The organism is Klebsiella sp. GFKo11 (assembly GCF_056490265.1).
Window position 1 is genome coordinate 953,583 of record NZ_CM151369.1, and the last position, 25,038, is coordinate 978,620.

25 protein-coding genes are annotated in these 25,038 nt (G+C 55.9%); 10 read left to right on the forward strand and 15 right to left on the reverse strand.

The window, feature by feature from the left end; translation table 11 throughout:
- Positions 1-185 precede the first annotated feature (185 nt).
- The 4 genes from gcvT (at position 186) to AC07P6_RS04625 (ending at position 5,549) form a co-directional block, all read left to right on the forward strand.
- Entirely contained in the window at positions 186-1,280 is a 1,095-nt protein-coding gene (gcvT, locus tag AC07P6_RS04610) for a glycine cleavage system aminomethyltransferase GcvT (RefSeq protein WP_478315742.1), read from the forward strand.
- A gap of 23 nt (positions 1,281-1,303) precedes the next feature.
- Positions 1,304-1,693 carry a glycine cleavage system protein GcvH gene (gcvH, locus tag AC07P6_RS04615; protein WP_110276721.1) on the forward strand — a complete coding sequence of 130 codons (390 nt, stop codon included), beginning with the start codon at positions 1,304-1,306 and terminating at the stop codon, positions 1,691-1,693.
- Positions 1,694-1,871: 178 nt separating this feature from the next.
- Positions 1,872-4,745: an aminomethyl-transferring glycine dehydrogenase gene (gene gcvP, locus AC07P6_RS04620; RefSeq protein ID WP_434661566.1), complete on the forward strand. Its 2,874-nt coding sequence runs from the start codon at positions 1,872-1,874 to the stop codon at positions 4,743-4,745.
- Positions 4,746-4,805: 60 nt separating this feature from the next.
- Complete coding sequence (locus AC07P6_RS04625; RefSeq protein ID WP_478315743.1) at positions 4,806-5,549, forward strand: SDR family oxidoreductase; 744 nt, start codon at positions 4,806-4,808, stop codon at positions 5,547-5,549.
- A 147-nt stretch (positions 5,550-5,696) separates the two neighbouring features.
- Here AC07P6_RS04625 and AC07P6_RS04630 read toward each other — a convergent pair whose 3' ends face one another.
- The 6 genes from AC07P6_RS04630 to AC07P6_RS04655 all read right to left on the reverse strand — a co-directional run bounded on the left by AC07P6_RS04630 (position 5,697) and on the right by AC07P6_RS04655 (position 11,741).
- Entirely contained in the window at positions 5,697-6,197 is a 501-nt protein-coding gene (locus AC07P6_RS04630; RefSeq protein WP_182234875.1) for a protein disulfide oxidoreductase, read from the reverse strand.
- On the reverse strand, positions 6,187-6,786 hold the full coding sequence (locus AC07P6_RS04635; RefSeq protein WP_478315744.1) for a DsbA family protein: 600 nt from the start codon (positions 6,784-6,786) through the stop codon (positions 6,187-6,189). The genes AC07P6_RS04630 and AC07P6_RS04635 overlap by 11 nt, the downstream gene beginning before the upstream one ends.
- 2 nt (positions 6,787-6,788) lie before the next feature.
- On the reverse strand, positions 6,789-8,798 hold the full coding sequence (locus AC07P6_RS04640; protein ID WP_478315745.1) for a protein-disulfide reductase DsbD family protein: 2,010 nt from the start codon (positions 8,796-8,798) through the stop codon (positions 6,789-6,791).
- Positions 8,799-8,846: 48 nt separating this feature from the next.
- Positions 8,847-9,206, reverse strand: coding sequence for a copper resistance protein (locus AC07P6_RS04645; protein WP_434661573.1), 360 nt, complete (start codon positions 9,204-9,206; stop codon positions 8,847-8,849).
- 251 nt (positions 9,207-9,457) lie between these two features.
- Positions 9,458-10,891 (reverse strand): 6-phospho-beta-glucosidase, encoded by a 1,434-nt coding sequence (locus tag AC07P6_RS04650; RefSeq protein WP_478315746.1) that lies wholly within the window; start codon positions 10,889-10,891, stop codon positions 9,458-9,460.
- A 121-nt stretch (positions 10,892-11,012) separates the two neighbouring features.
- Positions 11,013-11,741 carry a MurR/RpiR family transcriptional regulator gene (locus tag AC07P6_RS04655; protein ID WP_181486337.1) on the reverse strand — a complete coding sequence of 243 codons (729 nt, stop codon included), beginning with the start codon at positions 11,739-11,741 and terminating at the stop codon, positions 11,013-11,015.
- A 50-nt stretch (positions 11,742-11,791) separates the two neighbouring features.
- On the opposite strand from AC07P6_RS04655, the gene yqfB reads away from it, so the two are divergent.
- Positions 11,792-12,103 (forward strand): N(4)-acetylcytidine aminohydrolase, encoded by a 312-nt coding sequence (yqfB, locus tag AC07P6_RS04660; RefSeq protein ID WP_434661575.1) that lies wholly within the window; start codon positions 11,792-11,794, stop codon positions 12,101-12,103.
- 161 nt (positions 12,104-12,264) lie between these two features.
- Positions 12,265-12,924: a PAQR family membrane homeostasis protein TrhA gene (gene trhA, locus AC07P6_RS04665; RefSeq protein WP_112216534.1), complete on the forward strand. Its 660-nt coding sequence runs from the start codon at positions 12,265-12,267 to the stop codon at positions 12,922-12,924.
- 241 nt (positions 12,925-13,165) lie between these two features.
- On the opposite strand, the gene dagF is transcribed toward trhA, so the two are convergent.
- The 8 genes from dagF to ygfZ form a co-directional block, all read right to left on the reverse strand.
- Positions 13,166-13,909 carry a 2-dehydro-3-deoxy-phosphogluconate aldolase gene (dagF, locus tag AC07P6_RS04670; RefSeq protein WP_478315747.1) on the reverse strand — a complete coding sequence of 248 codons (744 nt, stop codon included), beginning with the start codon at positions 13,907-13,909 and terminating at the stop codon, positions 13,166-13,168.
- Positions 13,896-15,005 (reverse strand): D-glucosaminate-6-phosphate ammonia lyase, encoded by a 1,110-nt coding sequence (gene dgaE, locus AC07P6_RS04675; RefSeq protein ID WP_478315748.1) that lies wholly within the window; start codon positions 15,003-15,005, stop codon positions 13,896-13,898. The genes dagF and dgaE overlap by 14 nt, the downstream gene beginning before the upstream one ends.
- A gap of 3 nt (positions 15,006-15,008) precedes the next feature.
- Positions 15,009-15,869 (reverse strand): PTS system mannose/fructose/sorbose family transporter subunit IID, encoded by an 861-nt coding sequence (locus AC07P6_RS04680; protein ID WP_167492726.1) that lies wholly within the window; start codon positions 15,867-15,869, stop codon positions 15,009-15,011.
- Positions 15,866-16,615, reverse strand: coding sequence for a PTS mannose/fructose/sorbose/N-acetylgalactosamine transporter subunit IIC (locus AC07P6_RS04685; protein ID WP_110276708.1), 750 nt, complete (start codon positions 16,613-16,615; stop codon positions 15,866-15,868). Before AC07P6_RS04685 ends, AC07P6_RS04680 begins: the two co-directional genes overlap by 4 nt.
- Positions 16,616-16,761: 146 nt before the next feature.
- On the reverse strand, positions 16,762-17,247 hold the full coding sequence (locus tag AC07P6_RS04690) for a PTS sugar transporter subunit IIB (RefSeq protein ID WP_181484936.1): 486 nt from the start codon (positions 17,245-17,247) through the stop codon (positions 16,762-16,764).
- A 12-nt stretch (positions 17,248-17,259) separates the two neighbouring features.
- Positions 17,260-17,685 carry a PTS sugar transporter subunit IIA gene (locus AC07P6_RS04695; protein WP_182234860.1) on the reverse strand — a complete coding sequence of 142 codons (426 nt, stop codon included), beginning with the start codon at positions 17,683-17,685 and terminating at the stop codon, positions 17,260-17,262.
- Positions 17,686-17,805: 120 nt separating this feature from the next.
- Positions 17,806-20,604: a transcriptional regulator DagR gene (gene dagR, locus AC07P6_RS04700; RefSeq protein WP_478315749.1), complete on the reverse strand. Its 2,799-nt coding sequence runs from the start codon at positions 20,602-20,604 to the stop codon at positions 17,806-17,808.
- Positions 20,605-20,862: 258 nt separating this feature from the next.
- Complete coding sequence (gene ygfZ, locus AC07P6_RS04705) at positions 20,863-21,846, reverse strand: tRNA-modifying protein YgfZ (protein ID WP_304253506.1); 984 nt, start codon at positions 21,844-21,846, stop codon at positions 20,863-20,865.
- A gap of 244 nt (positions 21,847-22,090) precedes the next feature.
- On the opposite strand from ygfZ, the gene sdhE reads away from it, so the two are divergent.
- Positions 22,091-22,357 (forward strand): FAD assembly factor SdhE, encoded by a 267-nt coding sequence (gene sdhE, locus AC07P6_RS04710; protein ID WP_478315750.1) that lies wholly within the window; start codon positions 22,091-22,093, stop codon positions 22,355-22,357.
- Positions 22,338-22,748, forward strand: a complete 411-nt coding sequence (locus AC07P6_RS04715; protein ID WP_434661583.1) for a protein YgfX — start codon at positions 22,338-22,340, stop codon at positions 22,746-22,748. The genes sdhE and AC07P6_RS04715 overlap by 20 nt, the downstream gene beginning before the upstream one ends.
- 8 nt (positions 22,749-22,756) lie before the next feature.
- On the opposite strand, the gene fldB is transcribed toward AC07P6_RS04715, so the two are convergent.
- The gene (gene fldB, locus AC07P6_RS04720) at positions 22,757-23,278 is read right to left on the reverse strand and encodes a flavodoxin FldB (RefSeq protein ID WP_182234854.1); all 522 of its coding nucleotides are present in this window, start codon (positions 23,276-23,278) and stop codon (positions 22,757-22,759) included.
- A gap of 121 nt (positions 23,279-23,399) precedes the next feature.
- Between fldB and xerD the strand changes: the two genes are divergently transcribed.
- Both xerD and dsbC read left to right on the forward strand, forming a co-directional pair.
- Entirely contained in the window at positions 23,400-24,296 is an 897-nt protein-coding gene (gene xerD / locus AC07P6_RS04725; RefSeq protein WP_181484941.1) for a site-specific tyrosine recombinase XerD, read from the forward strand.
- Between the two features lie 23 nt (positions 24,297-24,319).
- On the forward strand, positions 24,320-25,033 hold the full coding sequence (gene dsbC, locus AC07P6_RS04730) for a bifunctional protein-disulfide isomerase/oxidoreductase DsbC (RefSeq protein WP_181484942.1): 714 nt from the start codon (positions 24,320-24,322) through the stop codon (positions 25,031-25,033).
- Positions 25,034-25,038: the final 5 nt, after the last annotated feature.

Below are 25,038 nucleotides of genomic sequence, written 5' to 3' on the forward strand. Positions count from 1 at the left end.
ACGGATTTTAGTCATAAGCTAATGTGATGTCCTGATTGAGCTTATGGTTTACTCCCGGTATCGGTGGTAAGTTCTGGCCAAAGAGAACGTTTGCGTCGACGTCCGTCAGCGATGTCGACGGCGGATTTCGTGGCGCAAAATCGCCAAAAATAGTGGCTGGTTCCGTTTTATTCGATGAGGAAAAGATGGCTCAACAGACTCCGTTGTTTGAACAACACACGCTATGCGGCGCGCGCATGGTGGATTTCCATGGCTGGATGATGCCGCTGCATTACGGATCCCAGATTGATGAGCATCACGCGGTGCGCGGCGATGCCGGAATGTTCGATGTGTCGCACATGACCATCGTTGATTTCCACGGCAGCCGAATCCGTGAATTCCTGCGTTATTTGCTGGCTAACGACGTGAGTAAGCTCACCACGCCGGGCAAAGCGCTCTACAGTGGGATGCTAACCGCTTCTGGCGGCGTCATCGATGACTTGATTGTCTATTTCCTTTCTGAAGATTATTTCCGCCTCGTTGTTAACTCCGCCACCCGTGAAAAAGACCTTGCCTGGATAACTCAGCAATCTGAATCTTATGGCCTTGAAATGACCGTGCGTGACGATCTTTCACTGATTGCCGTACAGGGTCCGAAAGCGAAAGAAAAAGCAGCGACGCTGTTTACCGATGAGCAGCGCCAGGCGGTTGCAGGCATGAAGCCGTTCTTTGGCGTGCAGACGGGCGACCTGTTTATCGCCACCACCGGCTATACCGGCGAGGCGGGTTATGAAATCGCGCTGCCGAACGAGCAGGCAGTGGATTTCTGGCGCGGTCTTCTGGATGCAGGCGTTAAGCCATGCGGCCTGGGCGCACGCGACACGCTGCGTCTGGAAGCGGGGATGAACCTGTACGGCCAGGAGATGGACGAAGGCGTTTCTCCGCTGGCGGCGAACATGGGCTGGACCATTGCATGGGAGCCCGCAGAGCGTAATTTTATCGGCCGCGAAGCGCTGGAGTTACAGCGTGAAAAAGGCACTGAGCAGCTTGTTGGCCTGGTGATGACCGAGAAAGGCGTCCTGCGCGGTGGCTTGCCGGTGCGCTTTAGCGATGCCGAGGGTAATCAGAAAGAAGGCATTATCACCAGCGGCACCTTCTCCCCAACGCTGGGCTACAGTATTGCGCTGGCACGCGTACCGGAAGGCATCGGCGAAACCGCCGTGGTGCAGATTCGTAACCGTGAAATGCCGGTAAAAGTGACTAAACCTGTTTTTGTACGCAACGGCAAAGCCGTGGTGTGATTTCCCCTTTTGGAGATGAATTGATGAGCAACGTACCAGCAGAACTGAAATACAGCAAAGAACACGAATGGCTGCGTAAAGAAGCTGACGGCACCTATACCGTCGGGATCACCGAACACGCACAGGAGCTGCTTGGCGATATGGTCTTCGTTGACCTTCCGGAAGTGGGCGCCATCGTCGAAGCAGGTGCTGACTGCGCGGTTGCCGAGTCTGTGAAAGCGGCTTCCGATATCTATGCACCTATTAGCGGTGAAATCGTTGCCGTTAACGAAGAGCTGAATGACTCTCCTGAGCTAGTGAACAGCGAGCCGTACACCGACGGCTGGATCTTCAAAATCAAAGCCAGCGACGAAGCTCAGGTTGCCGCTCTGCTGGATGCCACTGCGTACGAAGCGCTGTTAGAAGACGAATAAATACGCTTCATTCTTCACGTTGCAGGTGTGTTGGCTGCGCTCACTCACCCCAGTCACGTACTTATGTACGCTCCTGGGGATTCACTGACTTGCCGCCTGCCTGCAACGCGAATTATTTTGCGTATTCAGATAAGTAGAGACACCTACGATTCACCGCACGTTTCAGGAACCATCGCTCATGACCCAGACTTTAGGCCAGCTTGAAAACCGTGACGCCTTTATTGAACGTCACATCGGCCCGGATGCCCAGCAACAGCAGGAGATGCTGAAAACCGTTGGCGCCGACTCGCTTAACGCCCTGATTGGCCAGATTGTGCCGCAGGATATCCAGCTGGCGACGCCGCCGCAGGTGGGCGAAGCAACGACTGAATTCGCCGCGCTGGCGGAGCTGAAGGCGATTGCCGGTCGTAACAAGCGCTTCAAGTCGTACATTGGCATGGGCTACAGCGCCGTGCAGCTGCCGCCGGTTATTCAGCGCAACATGCTGGAAAATCCGGGCTGGTATACCGCCTATACGCCTTATCAGCCGGAAGTCTCTCAGGGGCGTCTGGAGTCACTGCTGAACTTCCAGCAGGTGACGCTCGACCTGACCGGTCTGGATATCGCTTCGGCCTCGTTGCTGGACGAAGCTACCGCCGCGGCAGAAGCGATGGCGATGGCTAAACGCGTCAGCAAACTGAAAAACGCCAACCGTTTCTTCGTTGCCGCCGATGTTCATCCGCAAACGCTGGACGTGGTGCGTACTCGTGCGGAAACCTTTGGCTTTGACGTGATTGTCGATGATGCTGATAAAGTCCTCGACCACCAGGATGTCTTCGGCGTACTGCTGCAACAGGTCGGCACTACGGGTGAAGTGCATGATTACAGCAAGCTGATCGCGGAACTGAAAGCGCGCAAAGTGATTGTCAGCGTCGCCGCCGATTTTATGACGCTGGTTCTGCTGACCGCTCCGGGCAAGCAGGGCGCGGACATTGTCTTCGGCTCCGCTCAGCGCTTCGGCGTACCGATGGGCTACGGCGGCCCGCACGCGGCCTTCTTTGCCGCAAAAGATGAATTCAAACGCTCCATGCCGGGCCGTATTATCGGCGTATCGAAAGATGCGGCGGGCAATATTGCGTTGCGCATGGCGATGCAGACTCGTGAGCAGCATATTCGCCGCGAGAAAGCGAACTCCAATATCTGTACTTCCCAGGTGCTACTGGCTAACATCGCCAGCCTGTACGCCGTATTCCACGGCCCGGTAGGCCTGAAGCGTATTGCCAGCCGTATTCATCGCCTGACCGATATTCTGGCCGATGGTCTGCAGAAAAAAGGCCTCAAGCTGCGTCACGCGCATTACTTCGATACCCTGTGCGTGGAAGTTGCTGATAAAGCTGCGGTACTGGCGCGGGCGCAAGCGCTGCAGATCAACCTGCGCAGCGATATTCACAACGCCGTCGGCATCACGCTGGATGAAGCCACCACCCGCGAAGATGTGCAGAACCTGTTCCGTGCCATCGTTGGCGATGATCATGGTCTGGATATCGACACCCTGGATAAAGACGTGGCGCTTGATAGCCGCTCGATCCCGGCCAGCATGCTGCGTGACGATGCGATCCTGACCCATCCGGTATTTAATCGCTATCACAGCGAAACCGAAATGATGCGCTATATGCACTCGCTGGAACGCAAGGATCTGGCGCTGAATCAGGCGATGATCCCGCTGGGCTCCTGCACCATGAAGCTCAACGCCGCCGCTGAAATGATCCCGATCACCTGGCCGGAATTTGCCGAGCTGCACCCGTTCTGCCCGATCGATCAGGCGGAAGGTTATCATCAAATGATCGCCCAGCTTGCCGACTGGCTGGTGACCTTGACCGGTTACGACAGCGTCTGTATGCAGCCGAACTCTGGCGCACAGGGCGAGTACGCGGGCCTGCTGGCGATCCGTCATTACCATGAGAGCCGTCACGAAGGGCATCGCGATATCTGCCTGATCCCGGCCTCTGCCCACGGCACCAACCCGGCTTCCGCGCAGATGGCGGGGATGCAGGTGGTCGTGGTGGCCTGTGATAAAAATGGCAACATCGATCTGGCAGATCTGCGGGCAAAAGCGGAGCAGCACGCTGACAACCTCTCCTGCATTATGGTCACCTATCCGTCCACCCACGGCGTCTACGAAGAGACGATCCGCGAAGTGTGTGAAATCGTGCATCAGTTCGGCGGCCAGGTTTACCTCGACGGTGCGAACATGAACGCGCAGGTCGGCATTACCTCTCCAGGCTTTATCGGCGCAGACGTATCGCATCTCAATCTGCATAAAACCTTCTGCATTCCGCACGGCGGCGGCGGCCCGGGTATGGGACCGATTGGCGTGAAATCACATCTGGCGCCGTTTGTTCCGGGCCATAGCGTGGTGCAAATCGAAGGTATGCTGACCCGTCAGGGCGCAGTTTCCGCCGCCCCGTTCGGCAGCGCCTCGATTCTGCCGATCAGCTGGATGTATATCCGCATGATGGGCTCAGAAGGGCTGAAACAGGCGAGCCAGATGGCGATTTTGAATGCCAACTACATCGCCACCCGCCTGAAAGACGCGTTCCCGGTGCTGTATACCGGACGCGACGGTCGCGTGGCGCACGAATGCATTCTTGATATTCGTCCGCTGAAAGAAGAGACCGGCATCAGTGAACTGGACATCGCTAAGCGCCTGATTGACTTTGGTTTCCACGCGCCGACGATGTCCTTCCCGGTAGCGGGTACGCTGATGGTTGAGCCGACCGAATCGGAAGGCAAAGCCGAGCTGGACCGTTTTATCGATGCGATGCTGGCGATTCGCGGCGAGATTGACCGTGTGAAAGCCGGTGAGTGGCCGCTGGAAGACAACCCGCTGGTTAACGCTCCGCATACCCAGGGCGAACTGGTGAGCGAGTGGAACCACCCGTACACCCGCGAGCTGGCGGTATTCCCGGCAGGGCTGAACAACAAATACTGGCCGACCGTGAAGCGTCTGGACGATGTTTACGGCGACCGTAACCTGTTCTGCTCTTGCGTCCCGATGAGCGAATACCAGTAATCTGCTGATTAGACTATCTTTTAAAGGCGCTGCGGCGCCTTTATTTTTTGGGGGAATGGCATGACGATAGCATTAGTGACCGGCGGCAGCCGCGGAATAGGTAAAGCGACGGCGCTGCTGTTGGCGCAGGAAGGTTATACCGTGGTGGTGAATTATCACCAGAACAGTGAAGCTGCGACCGGCGTGGTGAACGAAATTATCGCCTGCGGCGGAAAGGCCGTTGCGCTGCAAGCGGACGTCAGTGATGAAAGGCAGGTGGTGGCGATGTTTGAGGCTATCGATCGCCTTGGCGAACCGCTCTCGGCGCTGGTCAATAACGCTGGCATTTTGTTTACCCAAGGGACGATTGAAAGCCTTTGCGCCGAGCGGATTAACCGGGTGCTGGCGACCAACGTCACTGGCTATTTTCTTTGCTGCCGGGAAGCGGTAAAGCGGATGTCACACAAGCACGGCGGTAAGGGTGGGGCGATTGTTAACGTTTCATCAGCGGCCTCGCGCCTGGGCGCGCCGGGGGAATATGTGGACTATGCCGCGTCAAAAGGCGCGGTAGATACCCTGACCACTGGCCTGTCGCTAGAGGTTGCGGCGCAGGGAATTCGGGTCAACGGGGTTCGTCCTGGCCTAATTTATACTGAAATGCACGCCAGCGGCGGTGAACCGGGGCGCGTGGATCGCGTGAAGTCGATGTTGCCGATGCAGCGCGGCGGTCAGCCGGAAGAGGTCGCCCAGGCCATCGTCTGGCTGCTGAGCGACAAAGCGTCCTACGTGACCGGCAGCTTTCTGGAGCTGGCGGGCGGGAAGTAATCCGTAAATCTTTCCCGGAGGCGGCGCTGCGCACCTGTCCGGGCTACCAGATCTTCAGACTGCATTAAACCTGCCCCCGGGTCGCGGCTAACGCCTTACCCGGGCTACAAAATCAATACCGCAGCGATCCGTAGCGAGGGAGATGCGCTACGACGCCATCCACAGCCGCAGGCGCATCCCCCAACCGCTGGTCCAGCCGCTGGTGACCGACTTCACCTCGCCGCGCGAAATCACGACCAGAGTTGGCGTCACCTGCACATCCCACTGCCGTGAGAGCTGACCGCTGGCGTCGTTGATCGTCGGTAACGCCATCTTTTTATGCGCCAGCCATTTCTCCAGGGCGGCGTTATCGCCGGAGCGCAGCGCCACGGTTATAACGTTACCGCCATCGTCAGCCAACGCGGCCACCGATGGCGTGGTGTAACGACATACGCCGCACCATGTGGCCCAGACGTACAGCAGCAGCGGACGTTCGTGGCTCATCGCCGCCAGATCGACCGTCCGGCCATCAAGGGTTTGCAGCGGCGTGCTGGTGAAATTTTGCGGCAATGCGGGTTTACGCACGTAATCCACCGCCAGGCTTATCGCCACCCCAATCAATAGCAAGACGATCCCCTCGCGCAGCCAGCGCGTTAATTTACTGCGCATCCGCTTTCGCCAGCTGTTCTTTCACCAGCCCCTCCAGATCTGCTTCGGGGATTGCGCCCGCTACCATCTCGTCGCCGATAATGGTGGCCGGCGTGCCCTGAATATTCAGCACCTGCGACAAAATCAGGTTCATCTTTAGCGATTCCATGATTTTCTCATCGATCTTCACCCCGTCAGTGGCGGTCTTCTGCTGCGCGGCGTGAATGCTGGCATCATCGTGATAGCCCTTTTTCGCCATCAGCCGCTGATGCAGCGCCCAAAACTTACCTGGCTGCTGCTGCCAGGTTGAGAGCGCGGCTTTGGCGGCGTTGACCGAACTTTGCCCCTTAAACGGCAGTAGCTTCACAATCAGTAAAACGTCAGGATTATCATGGACGATTTTCTCCAGCATTGGGTCGAACTGCTTGCAGTAAGGGCAGTTGTAATCCGTGAATGAGACGATGGTCAGTTTCGGCTCTTTGGCTCCCATACGCGGGCTTAAGGGATCGTTAAACAGCAGCCTGGCGAGCTGGTCATCGGTGGAAGATTCCGGCGCGGCCATGCTAAATGTTGCTATGCACAGCAGCAGTAATGCGGTGATGATTCTCATGATTATTTTCCTTTCGCAGCGGATAGGGTGGCGAGAAGCTCTTCTCGATTTAATAGCGCAGGCAGCGTCTGGCCCTGCGGTAACGCCGGTCCATAAATCTGATTGAACGGTACGGCGGCGCTGCCGCGAGCGGTCAGAAACTGGCTAATGGTGTCCGACGGTCGACTCCAGTCGCCGCGCAGCGCCACCACATCCGGGGCTGAGAGCGCCTCCTGTACCTCATCACGAAGCAATACGTTGTATTTATTGGCTTTACAGGTCACGCACCAGTCGGCGGTTACATCGACAAACACTCGCTGATGATTGGCCAGTGCGTCGGCAATCGCCTGTTCACTGAGCGGTTGCCAGTTGACGCGATCGTGGCGCGAACCCTGGCTTTCCGGTGGTGAAATCAAAGCCACCGCGACCGCAATCACCAGGGCCAGCGCTGCGGCCTGTAGCGCCGTACGCCAGCGGTAGCGCCAGGCCGTCGCCAGCAGCAGAACGAGAGTCAGAATCACCAACAGTGCGAGCACCGGCAGGCGACCTATGTGCACCGTCAGCAGACTTACCAGCCACAGCGACGAGGCGAGCATCATCAGCCCGAGAATGACCCGAACGCGGTTCATCCAGCGGCCTGGGCGAGGAAGATGTCGGGCGAAACCGGGCCAGGCGACAATCAGCAACCACGGCAGGCTCATTCCCAGACCCATCGCGAAGAAGATCCCCCACAGCAGCGGCAGTGGCGCAACGAGCGCCACCGATACGGCAGTGCCGAGAAACGGCGCGGTACACGGTGTGGCGAGAAGCGTGGCGAATGCCCCTTGCCAGAAGTGGCCCAATAAACCGCTTCCGCCGCGGGTGGCCAGAAACGTGCTGGTGTTAGAGGAGAGGCGAAACTCAAACAGCCCCATCAGGCTGGCGCTGAAAAGCACCATCACCAGCGCCATCGCACCGATAAACCACGGATTCTGGAACTGAATGCCCCAGCCCAGCGCCTGATTGCCCAGCCTTAACAGGGTCATCATCAGCGCCAGAGCGAGGAAAGAGGCGATAATCCCGCCAACGGATGCCAGGAACTGACGTCTTATTACCCCGCGCTGCTGGTTAGCGCTTTGCACCAGCGTGCCCAGCTTCATGGCCAGTACCGGCAGCACGCAGGGCATCACGTTGAGGATCAGGCCCCCGGCCAGCGCCATCAGCAGCACCCACCACAGAGACAGCTCCGGTGCGGCAGTCCCCTGAACAATGGCAACCCGGCTCTCCTCGGCCTGACCGCCCTCGGTAAGCACCAGCGACAAAGTCTTACCGCTGAGGTTTGGCGCAGCATCGCCCCAGCTATCGGTGACCGGCAGCGTGGCGATAAGCGTATTCCCCTTGATGGCGAAGGCGGGCTTGCCGAAATCCACGTCATCCATACTGTCGATAAATAGCGAGGGCTGCTGCCAGCCCGCTTCGCGAACGGCGGTGACCGTTAACTTACCGCTGATATAGCTGGCGCTACGCTGCGAGGTCAGGCCGTCCGTCAGCGGTAGAGTGCCCATCGCCCGCGTGAAGTCGTAGCGAAAATCGCTTCCTGCGGGGGAGGTCATATCCAGCGAGAAGGGATAGTCGGTGAGAATACAGACGTTGCTACAGGTTGATAGCGTCAGCACGCCGTGCAGGGTTTCCGGCAGTGGGCCGCGAATCTCCAGTGGGAAGCTGACGTTGCCGTGATAGCCCTGAGTAGAAATCCCGGCGACGTCAAAGCGCTGCGGCGTTGGCCAGTACCAACTGACATCAAGCGGTTTTGACCAGGTTATTGCCGGAGCAATTCCCCCTTCACCCGGTGAGCGCCAGTAGGTTTTCCAGCCCTTTTCCAGAGCGACGTCCAGCAGCAAGCGCGTTTCGCCGCTGCTCTCATTTTGCGCGCGCAGCCTGACGCTGGCGTGTTGATTATCGGCGGCGCGTAACCAGCCGCTGTCGGCGGCCTGGCTGACGGGCAGCCATAGCCAAAGCAGGCAGACCAGCAGTCGCCTGAATACCATAAACATAAATTTTCTCCGTAAATGAATGATTAACCTGAACCGTCAGGCCAGTGCTCATTCACGGAAAACGCATAATCGGAGATGCACCCGTAACCGGGGAGGAGAAATTTCGCGGGGAGGCCAGAGGCGCTCAATACGCGCAGGGTTTGCCGCCAGTACCGCCAGCAGCAGGGTGATGGCAAATAGCGCGCCTTCGAATAGTATCGGCGGAACGGCCATCAGCGATTTGGCGCTCAGCTCGCAGGGCGTCACAGGCTCATCGCTATTACTCTGACCCTGCTGTACCAATTGAGTGGCGGCAGTCGCATTTATGACAAGCGCATACATCCCGGCCATACGCTGCGCGGTGCATATCAGCACCACCAGACAGGCAAGGGCTACAAGAAGGATGGCTTTGCGTTGTCGCTTGATCATGATCGCCTCAATTATTCACGTGGCCTATCTTATCGGGCGAAAGCGTTTTGGCAATGTTAATGCTGTAAAGAAGTGTCTGTACCCGTCGTACTTCAAGTTGCAGGTGTGTTGACTGCGTTCGTTCACCCGAATCACTTACCAAAGTAAGCTCATCGGGATTCACTCTCTTGCCGCCTTCCTGCAACTCGAATTACTTAGGGTATATATCGAGGGGTTTTTTGCCCCCTCCCGGCCGGGAGAGGGCGAAAGCATTACAGTTTTTCACCGTTGCTGGCGATAACCTCTTTGTACCAGTTGAAACTTTTCTTACGCGAGCGCGACATATCGCCGGTGCCGTCGTCGTGTTTATTGACGTAGATAAAGCCGTAACGTTTGCTGTACTGGCCGGTGGTGAAGGAGACGCAGTCGATGCAGCCCCATGGGGTGTAGCCCATCAGCTCAACGCCGTCGTAAGTGACCGCTTTGAGCATCTCTTCGACGTGTGCGCGCAGGTAGTCGATACGGTAGTCGTCGTTGATGCTGCCGTCTTCTTCGACTTTGTCATAAGCGCCAAAACCGTTTTCCACAATGAACAGCGGTTTCTGATAGCGTTCATACAGCTCGCACAGGGCATAGCGCAGGCCAACCGGGTCGATTTGCCAGCCCCAGTCGGAGGCTTTGACGTGCGGGTTCGGTACGCTGCCTTCAAAGCCAGAAATCGCGTCGCCGGTGCCGCCTTCCGCTTTCACCGCGTTGGTCATGTAGTAGCTGAATCCGAGGTAAGCACAGGTCCCTTCACGCAGGATCTGCGCATCGCCGTCTTCCATTTTGATGTTAAAGCCGCGACGTTCCCACTCGTTTAAGACGTAGCTCGGGTAGCTGCCGCGCAGTTGAACATCGGTAAAGACATAGCGCTCGCGCATTGATTCCTGAGCGAACATGATGTCTTCCGGCTTACAGGAGAACGGATAGAGGGGAACCATCGCCAGCATGCAGCCAACCTGCATATCCGGGTTGATTTGACGCGCTGCTTTTACCGCCAGCGCGCTGGCCACGAACTGGTGGTGTAGCACCTGGTACATGGTCTCTTCCGGGTTTTCATGATCGGTATAGACCACGCCCGAGCAGCAGTAGCCAAACAGCGGTGCGCGCCAGTTGCGCTGGTTGTTGATCTCGTTAAAGGTCATCCAGTATTTCACTTTGTGCTTATAGCGCTCGAAGACCACTTCGGCGAAGCGCGCAAAGAAATCGACCACTTTACGGTTGGTCCAGCCACCATATTGCTGAACCAGATGCAGCGGCATCTCAAAGTGGGAGAGGGTGATAACCGGCTCGATGTTGTACTTCAACAGTTCATCGAACATGTCATCGTAAAACTTCAGGCCTTCTTCATTCGGCTGGGTTTCGTCGCCTAACGGGAAGATGCGGGTCCAGGCGATAGAGGTACGGAAACACTTAAAGCCCATCTCGGCAAACAGCTTGATGTCTTCTTTATAGTGGCCGTGGAAGTCGATGGCTTCGTGGTTCGGGTAGTATTTACCCGGCTCAACCTGCTGGGTTATCTCGCGTGGTACGCCGTGCGCGCCACCGGTCAGCACATCACAGATGCTTGGGCCTTTGCCGCCTTTATTCCAGCCGCCTTCAACCTGGTGCGCAGCTACCGCGCCACCCCATAAAAAGTCTTTCGGTAAAGGTATTTTTTTCATCTTTGCTGATCTCGTCATAATTACTTGTTGGTTTCGAGTCTAGCAAAGGGGATATAAATGTCACGATATAACAATTTGCCAGTTGTGGAATTTGTTACATCGAAAAAACAGGGTGTTATTTTCAGGCGAGTTTACGCGCTAATTTACGCCCGAGGCTTTCAAGAATATAAATAACCGGGATCTGCGTCGTAATATCGTAGACGCCGCCGATGCGCGTTTGCGGGACGTGCCACGAGAGATTAAAGTCCGCAAGCTTTGCCAGTCGCGAGTGTTCGTGGCTGGTGATGGACATCACTTTGCAGCGGTGCAGGCTGAACTGGCTGGCGAAACGCAGGATCTCTTCGGTTTCGCCGGAGACCGACAGCACGATCGCCAGCGCATTGCGCGCCATATCATTGGTGACCGGGAAATAAGGGTCATCGATATGATTGCTGAATTTCCCAACGTTAGAAAAGAAGCGGGCACCATATTTCGCCAGTGCGCCGGAAGTCCCCGCGCCAACGAAAATAATACGCTCAGAAGAGAGAATAATATCGACGGCCTGTTCCAGTAAGCCATCAAATTCATCGTTATTGACGCTTTTGAAAAAGCTCATTATTTCACTGGCACCGATATTTGCCTGTTGAGGCTCATTCTGCTCCAGATATAATTTAAAGCGTACGCGAAACTCTGAGTAGCCTTCGCACTGCAGCTTACGGCAGAAGCGCAGGACGGTTGTCGTAGAGACTCCGACGGCTTCCGCCAGCTCGCGGATGGTCATATACATCACTTTGTCACGATTCTTAATAACGTAGTGATAGACCATCATCTCAAGATTGTTGAGACTGGCGATAGCAGCGTGGGAGAAGATACTCACAGTGGCAAACTCACAATTCATAATGACCAGGACGGAATTATATCATGCAGCAGAATGACATTACCTTTTTTCAGCGCTTTCAGGACGACATCCTTGCCGGGCGTAAAACCATTACTATCCGCAATGCAGCCGAATCGCACTTTAAAGTGGGCGATATCCTGCGCGTTGGACGTTACGAAGATAACGGCTATTTTTGCACCATCCGCGTAGTGGCGACCTCAACGGTAACCCTGGAGACGCTGACCGATCTCCATGCGCAGCAGGAGAATATGACGCTGACGCAACTACGAGACGTGATTGCGGAGATCTATCCGGGTGAACAGCAGTTTTATGTCATTGAATTCGAAACGCTTTAATAAAATAGTGAACGACTGTTAGTTGAAATTTAACTGTAACACTATGATTTTATAGTGTTCATAAATATTCATCTTTTTATTTTAGCTAACAGGTGTTCACTGGAATCATTCTCAGTTAACCTAAGTGAGCACAAAAAGCGTACTTGTTTTCGGAGTCAAATATGGTTCGCAAACCATTAATCACTCAGGGATATTCTCTGGCAGAGGAAATTGCCAACAGCATCAGCCACGGGATCGGGCTGGTGTTTGGTATCGTCGGTCTGGTGTTGTTGTTGGTGCAGGCGGTAGATAGCAACGCTGGCGCAACGGCTATCACCAGCTACAGCCTGTACGGCGGCAGCATGATTTTGCTGTTCCTCGCTTCCACTCTCTATCACGCGATTCCGCATCAGCGGGCTAAGCTGTGGCTGAAAAAATTCGACCACTGCGCCATCTATCTGCTGATTGCCGGGACCTATACGCCGTTCCTGCTGGTGGGGCTAAATTCACCGCTATCGCGCGGGCTGATGATTGTTATCTGGAGTCTGGCGCTGCTGGGGATCCTGTTCAAGCTGACCATCGCGCATCGCTTTAAGATCCTCTCACTGGTGACCTACCTGACGATGGGCTGGCTGTCGCTTATCGTGGTTTATCAACTGGCGATTAAGCTGGCGGTGGGCGGCGTCACGCTGCTGGCGGTCGGCGGAGTGGTCTATTCGCTGGGGGTGATTTTCTACGTTTGCAAGCGCATTCCGTACAATCATGCAATCTGGCATGGGTTTGTGCTCGGCGGTAGCGTGTGCCACTTCCTGGCGATTTATCTGTACGTCGGACAGGTTTAAATTTCGCGAAATCTCCCGGCTGTGGTTTTGTCGCCCGGACAGGCGCGCCAGCGCCGCCTCCGGGAATCTCCACTGTCCCCAATCCCCAGCGGCCATCTTCCCGGTGGCGCTGTGCTGACTGGGCTACAAGTTCACAGCCGCCTGTTGTCCGGTAACCCGGACAGGCGCGTCAGCGCCGCCTCCGGGACATTCTCCGTTGGTGATGGCTTGCTTGCCAGGGCTACGGCTTGGTGTTTTTTATTTAGACCACGGCTTTCACGATATCCATTAATCTGCGGATATCTTCTGGTCGTGTATTGCCGGTTTGCGGGTCGATTATCGAGCTGTAAACATGAGGCATCACGCGAGGTACACCTGCTTCCAGACAGCTTTGCAAAATAATGCCAAAGTTATCGAGATCGATTCCGCCGGTTGGTTCTATCAGCGTCATCCCGTTGCGCGCAGCGGTGGTCGCCAGCACATACAGTTCCGGTAGCGATTTCTCTCCGCCCATTGGGAAAAACTTCGCCGCATGCGCCCCTGAATCCTGCATCATACGTACCGCCGCATCGCAGGAAACGCGGGCGGGCGTGCCCTGACTACTGCTGACTCCTGTTGAAATCAGCACCTCGCCCGGCGTTCCCGTCGGGCTGACCAGCGCGTTAATGTGCGTCTGTTCGCCGCCCGTCGCCGCCAGCGCCCCTGCCGCGAAACCGCAGCCGGTAAAGGTCTGGTTGACGTGCGCCGGATGAACCGCTGACGCAATCATCGCTGCCTTGTAATACTGTGCCGGATCCCCGGCCCCCAGCCCTACCGAAATGGACGGTACCTCCGCCATCCAGCGTTTGACCTCCTGAACGCCGTCTTCCACTGAGGCAAACTGCGCGGAGAGCACGCCGATTACCGCATGGCCCTCTGCGGCATCATAGATTTCCCTGGCATTGGCAATATCTTTCGCCAGCACGTTGATCGCCACTCGTTGGCGATAAAAATTAATCTGCTGCATGGTCTGCAATCTCCTTGAGTCGCGCCACGATTAACGCCATTTCCCCTTCTGCGACCGTCCGCGGATCGAGGCTAAATACGCCCTGATGAAGGTTATAGCGTCGGGCATAAATGGCGATATCGCCGCCGCGCAGTTGCGCTTCCACTTCACAGGCGTCAATGCCTAACGCCTGCGCATTCACCCGGATACGAATACGCCAGATGGCGCGCCCTGCTTCATCCTGCTCAATATCGGCGCTCAGCCCGCGAATCGCGGAAATTGCCTCCGCCACTGGCTTCAGTTGTTCGGCAGTCACTACCGCCTGCTCCTGATGATAATTTTCCAGCGCGTACACCAGCCCAACCATATTCTCCTTACCGATTTTCATCGCCCTGGCGATGCCGTGGTGCTGTGCTTTACAGGCAGCGATCCACGGTTTCTTACCGGTGATAAACCCGGAGGTGGGCGCGTTAAAGGCTTTTGCCCCGCTGTAGACAACCATATCCGCTCCGCTCGCCACCCAGGCGTGCAAATCCTCCTCGGCGGCGGCATCAACAATCAGCGGCAGGTTGCAAACCTGTGCGACCTGCACAAAGTCTTCAATGCTCAACATCCCTTTCTGCACGCAGTGGTGTGATTTCACATACAGCAGCGCGGCGGTGTTGTCAGTAATCGCGCTCTCCAGTTGCCAGCGGGCCGCCAGGTTGCTCGAACCCACCTCTACCACACGCCCGCCGCCGAGGCGAATGGCGCTGGTAATCGGCGCACCGTAGTCGACGTTATGCCCGCGCAGCATCACTACTTCGTTGGCCATACCGGAGCTGTCCGGCATCAGCGTGACCCTGGCCTGGTCACCACGAGTAATGGCGGCGGCGACGGCAATGGCGATGCCCGCCGAAGCGCAGGAAGTGACGTAACTGTCCTCAGCGCCGGTAAAGCGGGAAACCAGCTCGCCAGTACGGTCCACCAGTCTGTCGATTTCCACAAAGGCTGAAGCCGCCCGAGCCGTGGCCTGCATCACCTGTGGCGCGACGCTGGAGACGCCCAGAATCGTCATCTTGCCGCAGGCGTTAATAACTTGCTTTAGCCCCAGCTGTTGATAGATGTTCTGCGTCATGGCTTACAGTACTCCCAACAGCGAACAGACCACGCTCAGCGCGACAATCGACAGCAAAATAGTGGTGTAACGCGGCCCTTTCTTCAGCAGATAGAAGTAGACCGCGAATACCGCCGCTAGCGGCAGCAGGCCCGGTGCGATGGAGTCGAGGATCTGCTGGACGACCACCTCAGAACCTTTCAGGGCGCTGATTTTTAACGGCGTGGTAATTTTGACGTAGCTCGCCGAAAGCGCGCCCATCATGATCAAACCCAGCACGTTCGCGCCGTAGATCAGTTCTTTGATTCGCCCCCCTTGCAGCAGGCCGATTATTGAGTCGCGCCCCAGCGTGTAGCCTTTGTGCACCATGCCGTAGCTAATCGCCAGCGTAATCGCCGGGTAGAGAATTAAGGGCACAATACCGCCCATTGCGCTGCCGTTGGCGGCGAACGGAATAAAAATAGCAATCAGCAGCGGCATCACGGCGGCCCAGATAATGGAGTCGCCCATCCCGGCCAGCGGCCCCATCAGGCCGGTTTTAATCCCGGTGATTGAAGCGTCGCTAATCGGCTCGCCGCGGGTTTTTTGCTCCTCCATCGCAATGGAGATCCCCTGAATCACCGCACCAAAGGTCTGCTCTGAGTTGAAGAAGTTCAGATGGCGTTTTAGCGCCTCTACCTGCTCCTCTTTTTGCGGGTAAAGCTTTTTGATGATCGGCGTCATCGAGGCGCAGAAAATCAGGCTTTGCAAACGCTCATAGGAGCTGGAAACTTCCGCACCCAACCAGTAGATAAACCAGGCTTTAGTGATATCGGCTTTGGTCAGCGTGCCGCTTACTCGTGCGCGTTCGACCAGTTCATTCTGCATTACGTCGCTGCTCATCATGCTGCTCCTTCATTTTTCGCCAGGCCTTTAATCAGGAAGGCCACGCAGGTGCCGAAGATGGCCATCGCCATGATGTCTACCTTCAGATAGAGCACCGCGAAGAATCCACCAATGAACCACGGCAGCAGGCTCTTTTTACCGATCACCATAATGGTGATGGCGAAACCCAGAGCCGGGAGGATCCCGCCCATGATTTCAAAGGAGTGGGTCAGCCAGTGCGGCATCAGCTTGAGGAAACTTTCCACAACGTTCTGGCCGAAATAGTTGGCGGCAAATACCACCGGGAAGCGCAGTACCAGCCCAAGCAGTGCCGGGTAGAGGAAGGCGCAGCGCATAATGCCCGCCATATTCGCCGTTTCCGCATGTTTATCCGCCATATGCACCCAGGCGGCGTTCAGCGTACGACGCAACTGGTCGAGGAACACGCCGATCACGCCAAACGGAATCGCCAGCGCTATCGCCAGGTTCGGATCCATCCCGGCCTTCACGGCAATGGGAATAGCAATACAGGCGGCCAGCGCCGGGTCCGACGGTACGTTACCGCCCGGCGTCGAAGTTACGCCGAGATAAACGAGCTGCATGCCCGCACCAATAATCATTGCCGTTTGCATATTGCCGAGCAGCAAGCCGACGAAGACGGCGATAACCACCGGCTGAAGCAGCATGGCGGAGAAGGTGTAGCCAAGGCGTAATCGGGCAAACCAGTAATACAATCCCATCAGGCTTGCAAAGACTAAAGTATCCATAATATTTTCCTATACACTTCATCCTTCAGGCTGCCTCTTTGTTGTCTACCTTCGCTCACCCCCAGTCACTTACTTTAGTAAGCTCCAGGGGATTCACTCAGTTGCCGCCTCGATGCATCCAGAATGATTTTGTGTATGTTAAATGGTTAGAATTTTTTCAGGATATCGTCCAGAGACTGCGGCTTATCTTCCGGAATGGTCTGGAATACTGCCTTAATCCCGCGACTTTTCAGGTCGTTAAGAATGCCAACGTCTTTTTCATCCAGCGTGATGTTCTGGAAAACGACTTTGCGGTTCGGCCCGCCGCCTAAACCACCCACCTGAATGGCGGAGACATCAAACCCCAGCTGTACAGCTTCCTGAATCGCCGCCAGAGAAGGGAACAGCACCAGCACGTTGCCATCGCCAAGCTGATTTTCTTTCCACGATGCCGCAAAGCTCTGATTGCTGTAGCAATCCACTTTAATGTTTGGCGGCGCGGCCATCAGATAGATGTTTTTCATAAACGGATCGGCGTCCAGCTCATCACTGACTACCGCAATTCGGTTGGCCTGAGATTGTCCGACCCACTTTGTCACCACCTGTCCATGAATCAGGCGGCTGTCGATGCGACATAACACGATGTTAGCCATAATATTTTTCCCTTATTGTGGTTGTTGTAATTGACGAACGTGGGCGACAACGTCCAGACAGCTGCTGCGTGCGGCTTCCACCAGCTCGGCCACGCAGGCAGAAAGCGGCCCCTCTTCACGCCTGTCCAGCGCCTCCAGCAACAGCGAGGCATTTAGCCCGGAAACCACCGCCACCGGATAATCTGCACTCAGTCGCGCCGCCACGTTTGAGGTGGTACCGCCAACAAAATCGGTCAGAATGAGTGAGCCTTCCGGCATGGTTTTCACAACGGCTTCGACACGCTGGTAAAATTCGCCCAGCGTATCGACGGGCATCAGCGCAATTTCCGTCACGCCTTTGATTTCGCCCGTCACCATGCACAGGCTGTTGCAAAGCTGTTGCCCCCAGCCGCCATGCGTCAGCAGCAGGATTTGGGACAAGGGTTCAGTGGTAGTCAAAATGGCCTCCTGGCTCTATTACGTTTACACACGTAGTAAGAGCAAAGGCTGTGCCAGAATTTGTGTCACGTGGGGGAGAAGAGAGGGCTGGCGAGGCGCAGAGCCACGCCAGATAAGGGGTTAGCGATACAACAGTTCGTAGATATAAAAATATTCCGCGTCGGATAAACGGATGGCATAAGCCTCTTCGATCGGCAGGAAGGCGGATTTAATGACACTAAACGCCCGGGCATCCAGATCGGGCTTGTTCTCCAGCGACATCTGTAACGGTTTGCGGTTAATCACGATACGCTCGACCATACAGCAGCAGTGGATCAGGAAGCGCAGTGTCACCTGGCGGCTCGGTTTCAGCGAAAGCGAGGTGGTCAGATGGTTGAGCACGCCTTCCATCTCTTTGAGAATGCGCTGAGGATTGAGCACCGAAATATGGTTGATGATGCTTTCCATGGTTAGCGCGCTGATAAAACGCATCGCGCTGCGCTCCATCTCCAGGCGGCGTTCGCTGCTTGAGAGATCCGGTGTCAGCAGGCTTAGCACCAGCTCCGGCCCCTGTTCGGAGAACAATTCTTCCAGCGAGATAAACGGAATATCCGGCAGACCGGGCTGGAAGGTGCCGACAATTCCCGCCAGCCGTTCGCTGGGGTTAATCGCCTGCTGGACCCGCTCCAGACTGCGCACCTCGTTGTAGTCGAGGATCACCATCCGCGTGTCCTCTGACATCAGTTCGCCAAAGCTTTCCTCCAGCACCTTTTTGATTTTCTCCGCCGTGCCCATGCCGGTAATGCAGGAGATTACCAGTACTTTACCGCCGTTCTCCTGCTGCGGCGTGCAGAGCTGGCAGGGGATATCTTTACTCTGCATTAACGCCGCCAACTGTGGTAACTCGCTGGTTTCATAACTTAAATCCAGCCCTAACTCCAGCAGGCAGGTCAGCGTGATATTGGGCATCAGCAGTACGTCAATCTGAAATAACTTGCTGATCGTACTGCCAAAATGAATCAGTGAGCCGATATCTACCATCAATATTAGCCGCTGCCAGCGTCGGGCCTGGATCATCTGGATTAACGTTTCGAGGGTGTCATGCACCGACTGCTCAAACGGCATGTCGATGGCGCTAAACAGCTCGCGCTCCAGCACCCGGTTCACGTACTGCGCCTGGCTGGTGGCCGTCGTCGAACCATGGGCAATCAAAATCACCCCGCAGTCCGGGCTGGCGTCGATGCGCTGGCGGTAATGTCGACACTCCTTCAGGAACAGGCATAGCCAGACCACTTCCGTCGCCGGGCACTGGATATGCAGTAGCTCGTTGATTTTTCGACACAGCAGCGTGGCATTGTCGTATTCATCTTTACAGCGGTCGAGGATCAGGCTGGAGGAGTACAGCTGCGGGATAAGACCACGCTGCACGTAGCCAATCAGTGCCAGAAAGTGCTTACGCAGCGGATTCACCAGGTTTTCTGGCAGCGTAAAGCCCAGTACCTGCTCCACGCAGCCAATCAGCAGCGTCACGCGCTCCTCAATCTGATCGCCATAGCGCGGCGGATGGGCAATATTGTCGCGACTGTAGAGACCATATTCAAAAATTGAACTGAGCTTGTTTTTCAGGATTGCCAGCGTTTCAGCGGGCGGAACGTTGCTGTTGCGCAGATTGACATATTCGCGAGTCAGGAAGCTGTAAAAGAGATCGCTCTCTTCAATCTCCGCTCCCGTCGCCAGCGAGGTTTTCAACGCCGGTAGCGTGCGCGCATCAACACTTAGCCGCTCTTTACCGTCAAATAGCGTATCGACCAGCAGACGCTGCTCCGGCGTGGCGTTAAACGGCATCTCCGCCAGCCGTTTATCCAACTGTAGCGTATCGCTATGCTCCGTCATCCCTGATGCCCACGCCTGGGCACACAGGAACTGAATATCACTTTTGAGCTGGCCAATATTGCCTTCCAGCGGTTTATTTAACAGCCAGAGCAGCAGCGTTTTGTCGATGCTTATTGTGCGCTCGATTTTACGGCTCTCACGCTGTAAGAAACCGACAATCAATTCAACCTGCTCTTCCACCGAGCGCTGGCGAATACCGGGCAGATCGATGCAGACCTGAATACGCCGCTGGAAGGTGCGCAACAGCGCCGAGCTGACCGGTTCAGTCGTTGCACAAATCAGGCGTACCGAAATTGAGCGCGCAGTGGCGCTTGAGCCGAGCGGGCGATACTGGCCTTTGTCGAGAATGGAGAATAGCTTTTCCTGCCCTTCATACGGCAGACGGTGGACCTCATCAAGCAGTAGATAGCCACCATCGGCCTGTTCAACCAAACCGGGTTTATTCTCGTTTGCTCCGGTAAATGCGCCCTGACGGTGACCAAACAGGTGCGAGGAGAGCAGTTCCGGGTTATGGGCATATTCTGCACAGTTAAAGTAGACCAGCGGCGGCGCAGTTCCCGTTGCATGTTCGCAGGCAAAGCGATGCATCAGTTCGGCAAAGAAGGTTTTGCCAACGCCGGAAGGGCCGGTCAACAGCACATGCAACCCGTGGGGATAAAGTACCGCAGCGCGGCCTTTTTCCACCGCGTCACGCAGACTACGGTCATAACCAATCAGGCCGCTAAAAGGGTCATCAGTCGAGTGGTTTTCCTGATGGGGGAGCAGATCGGCAACCGTGCGCACTTCACGCTCGGACTCCTCCAGCGTGCGTCCCAGCAGCGTTTCCACCGCTTGACGGTGCAGGAAGAACACCGGACGGCCACGGCTCTTAATGACCAAACCGTCGCTCCACAACTGATTGAGATCTTTACTCACTGAGTTACGCGCCAGCCCAAGGTTAAAGCCGATGGCTTCTGCCGTAAACGCCGTCTCCTGCGCTAAATCTGCAAGACTCAAGCCGCTCGTCAGCCGCGCCAGCTCTCCCTGTATTACCTCAATCCGTCTCATTCTCTTTACCGCTTAAGAAATAAATGATTGTTCAGAACATACACTATTCTGCTATGCAAGAAAGTGGCCTGGGGCCAGAGATGGTGCATTAGCTCAAAGACGGATATGACCGTTGAGAGATGACGGGATGCGGTATCGTTTTCGGGAGATTCCCCGGCGGAGCTACTATATGGCCGGCTACAAGTTCACAGCCGTCTGCTGTCCGGTAGCCCGGACAGGTGCATTGCGCCGCCTCCTGGGAGACGGCTTAATTGAGGCTTAACCTTCTTCCAGCGAATACGGCAGCGGTTCGATGCTCAGGCTACCGGCATCATCGCGCACACGGAATACGCTGTCCGGCTCCATATCGTTATTCATCACCACCTGCACCAGCAGGCGACCATCGTCTAACTGCACGGCGGCTAAAACGGTGCCGGTACGACGCCAGTTATCACCCATTTTCAGCTCAAGGTCCTCCCCGGCTTCCGGCACGCGGCTGGCTTTCCCCGCCAGGGACCACAGAGCACGCTTGTTGGCACCGCGGAATTTTGCGCGGGCAACCATTTCCTGACCGGTGTAGCAGCCTTTCTTAAAGCTGATGCCGCCCAATGCCTGAAGGTTAGTCGCTTGCGGAATAAACTGTGCGCTGTTGGCGCTGTCGATAACCGGCTGTCCGGCTTCAATATTCAGCGCCAGCCACTGCTGGCTGTTGTTAAGCTGCGCTTCACCGCGCAGGGCCTCGGTGACGCGGGTGGCGGTTGCCTCATCGGTCACCAGCAGGAAACGCTCGGCCGGATGCTCAAACCACAGCAGGCTGGTGGATCCTTCACTGACAACCTGCTTGTCGGCATTCGGCAGTTCGCTAAACAGCGGTGCCAGCGCGGCACGGGCCTGGAAACCGGCGACGCCCAGCAGCACCAGTTCATCATTGGCGGCGATCGTCACTTTAGAGAACACCGCGTATTTTTTCAGTTCAGTCAATTGCGCGTCGCGCAGGCTGCGGCGTTCAATCCACGCAAACCCCTCGTTACGGCGGAAAACGCGCAGGTTGCTCCACATCTTGCCTTTAGCATCGCAATGCGCGGCAAGCAGGTGCTGCTCGTTGGTTAGTTGACTGATATCAGCGGTAATCTGCCCTTGCAGATATTTTTCGCCATCCGCACCGGTAATCGTCGCCAGCGCCCAGTCATCCAGCGTCATCAGCGTTAACGGCAGACGCGCGCAAGAGGAAGGCTGACGCGGAGGAAAAGGTGTAAAAGCCATAGTCATATCCCGAATAGCTTAACGCAGAGTGTGTGACTAATGGTAAAAGAGCTAGAGTGCAATGCAAGCGCTTTCGGCAAGCCATTTGTGCCCTCAATGGTGGGAAGCTATACCGCAGGAAATAATGAAAGACCTGATAATTTTAGGGTTTTCATGGAGGCGCGCTCGCGAATCTTGATATTCCTGTGAAGTCAGTGGCGAAAACGGGTTAAACTAAGAAATATTTATAAGTAGGAAGTAAAACATGGATATTAACAATAAAGCTCGTATCCACTGGGCGTGTCGCCGGGGGATGCGTGAACTCGATATCTCCATCATGCCGTTTTTTGAGTACGAGTACGATACGCTCAGCGATGGCGACAAGCTGTTGTTCATCCGCCTGCTGGAAAACGACGATCCGGACCTGTTCAACTGGTTAATGAACCATGGTGAACCGGCTGATGCGGAACTGCAACGGATGGTAAAATTAATTCAGATACGGAATCTGGAACGTGGTCCTGTGGCAATCTGATTTACGCATCTCATGGCGAGCGCAGTGGTTCTCGCTGTTGCTGCACGGCGTTGTGGCGGCACTCGTGCTGCTGATGCCCTGGCCGCTCAGCTACACCCCGTTATGGCTGATACTGCTATCGCTGGTGGTGTTTGACTGCGTGCGCAGCCAGAGGCGGATTCACGCCCGTCAGGGCGAAATAAAACTGCTGATGGACTCCCGACTGCGCTGGCAAAAAGCGGAGTGGGAAATCGTCGGTACCCCATGGGTGATCAATAGCGGAATGCTGCTGCGTCTGCGGGATATAAAAAACCACCGTACCCAGCATCTGTGGGTCGCAGCAGATAGTATGGACGCGGGAGAGTGGCGCGACCTGCGCCGACTGGTGTTACAGAAATCGGCGCAAGATTAAGTCAAGCCTCAGGCGAACTGCTCAGCCATTTCGCCGAGGATTTGCTCGCACCAACTCTGGATGCGTTCATCGCTCAGGTCGTACTGGTTAGTTTCATCCAGCGCCAGCCCAACAAACAGCTGCCCGTCGGCGATAACCGGTTTCGGACTGGTAAACTCATAGCCTTCAGTTGGCCAATAGCCGATGAACTTCACGCCTTTGGTTGCCAGCTTGTCGTGCAGCATACCCAGTGCATCAAGGAACCATTCGCCGTAGCCTAACTGGTCGCCCATACCGTATAGCGCGACGATCTTATCTTGCAGATCCAGCGTATCGAGCTGTTGCCAGACGGCCTCCCAATCTTCCTGGATTTCACCGAAATCCCAGGTTGGAATGCCGAGGATCAGCACGTCATATTGCGTCATCAGGGCAGGGGAATCATCTTTCAGGTTGTGCAGCGTCACCAGTTCAGGGCCGATGATATCGCGGATTTTTTCCGCCGCCATTTCGGTGTAGCAGGTGCTGGAACCGTAAAAAAGACCTATGTTCATCGCAAAAATGTCTCAATTCTTGTTGTGACTTTGTGCTTAGTCTACCAGAAAGGCTGCGCCAGCCTGCAACTCGAATTATTTAGGGTATAATGACGCCGTTTTGATAAGCAAAGAGGCCGATGTGAAACAGGATCTCGCACAAATCGAGCAGTTTCTCGATGCTTTATGGCTGGAGCGTAATCTGGCGGAGAACACGCTAAGCGCCTACCGCCGGGATCTGACGATGGTGGTCGAATGGCTGCATCATCGCGAGCTGTCGCTTGCCAGCGTTAGCGGCGAGGATCTCCAGTCGCTGTTGGCGGAGCGCCAGACCGGGGGCTATAAAGCCACTAGTACTGCACGCTTGCTGAGCGCCGTACGTCGTTTCTTTCAGCATCTTTATCGGGAAAAAATCCGCCCGGATGATCCAAGCGCGCTGCTGGCATCGCCAAAGCTGCCGCAGAGGCTGCCGAAGGATCTGAGCGAAGCCCAGGTTGAACGTCTGCTGCAGGCACCGCTGGTGGAGCAACCGCTGGAGCTGCGCGATAAAGCGATGCTGGAAGTACTGTACGCGACGGGTCTGCGCGTCTCAGAACTGGTGGGTCTGACCATGAGCGACATCAGCCTGCGCCAGGGCGTTGTGCGCGTGATTGGTAAAGGCAATAAAGAACGACTGGTACCGTTAGGCGAAGAGGCGGTACTGTGGGTTGAGAATTACCTTGAGTACGGGCGTCCCTGGTTGCTGAACGGCGTGGCGTCCGATGTGCTTTTTCCCAGCCAGCGCGCGCAGCAGATGACGCGCCAGACGTTCTGGCATCGGATTAAACACTATTCCGTACTGGCGGGGATTGACAGCGCAAAGCTCTCCCCGCACGTGTTACGCCATGCATTCGCCACGCATTTACTTAACCATGGCGCGGACTTACGCGTGGTGCAGATGCTGTTAGGACACAGCGATCTCTCCACGACGCAGATCTACACCCACGTGGCGACCGAGCGTCTGCGACAACTTCATCAACAGCATCACCCGCGTGCGTGAGCGCTGAATAAAAAGGATTGAGTATGAAAAAAGGTTTACTGATGTTCACCCTGCTGGCGACCACCTTATCCGGTGCAGCACATGCCGATAGCGCGGCGATTAAGCAGCTGCTGGCAAAGCTGGGTGTGCAGAGCACGGACGTGCAACCTTCTCCGGTCAAGGGCATCAGCACCGTGTTGACGGATAGCGGCGTTCTGTACGTCACCGATGATGGTAAGCACATCATCCAGGGGCCGATGTACGATGTCAGCGGCGCGCAGCCGGTGAACGTTACCAACACGTTGCTGGCCGGTAAGCTCAACGCGCTGGAAAAAGAGATGATTGTCTACAAAGCGCCGCAGGAAAAACACGTCATCACCGTCTTCACCGACATTACCTGCGGCTATTGTCACAAGCTGCACGAGCAGATGAGCGACTACAACGCGCTGGGTATCACCGTGCGCTACCTGGCCTTCCCGCGCCAGGGACTGCAAAGCGAAGCCGAGCAGAATATGAAGGCTATCTGGTGCGCCAAAGATCCTAACAAAGCGCTGGATAACGCCATGAGCGGCAAAGCCGTAGAGGCTGCCAGCTGCGATGTTGATATCGCTAAACACTACACGCTTGGCGTGCAGCTTGGTGTTAACGGCACCCCTGCGATGGTGCTGAGCGACGGGACCCTTATGCCGGGCTATCGCGATCCTAAAGACCTGAAAGCGCTCCTCGATGAGCATCAAAAACAGACAAGCGGTAACTGATTCGC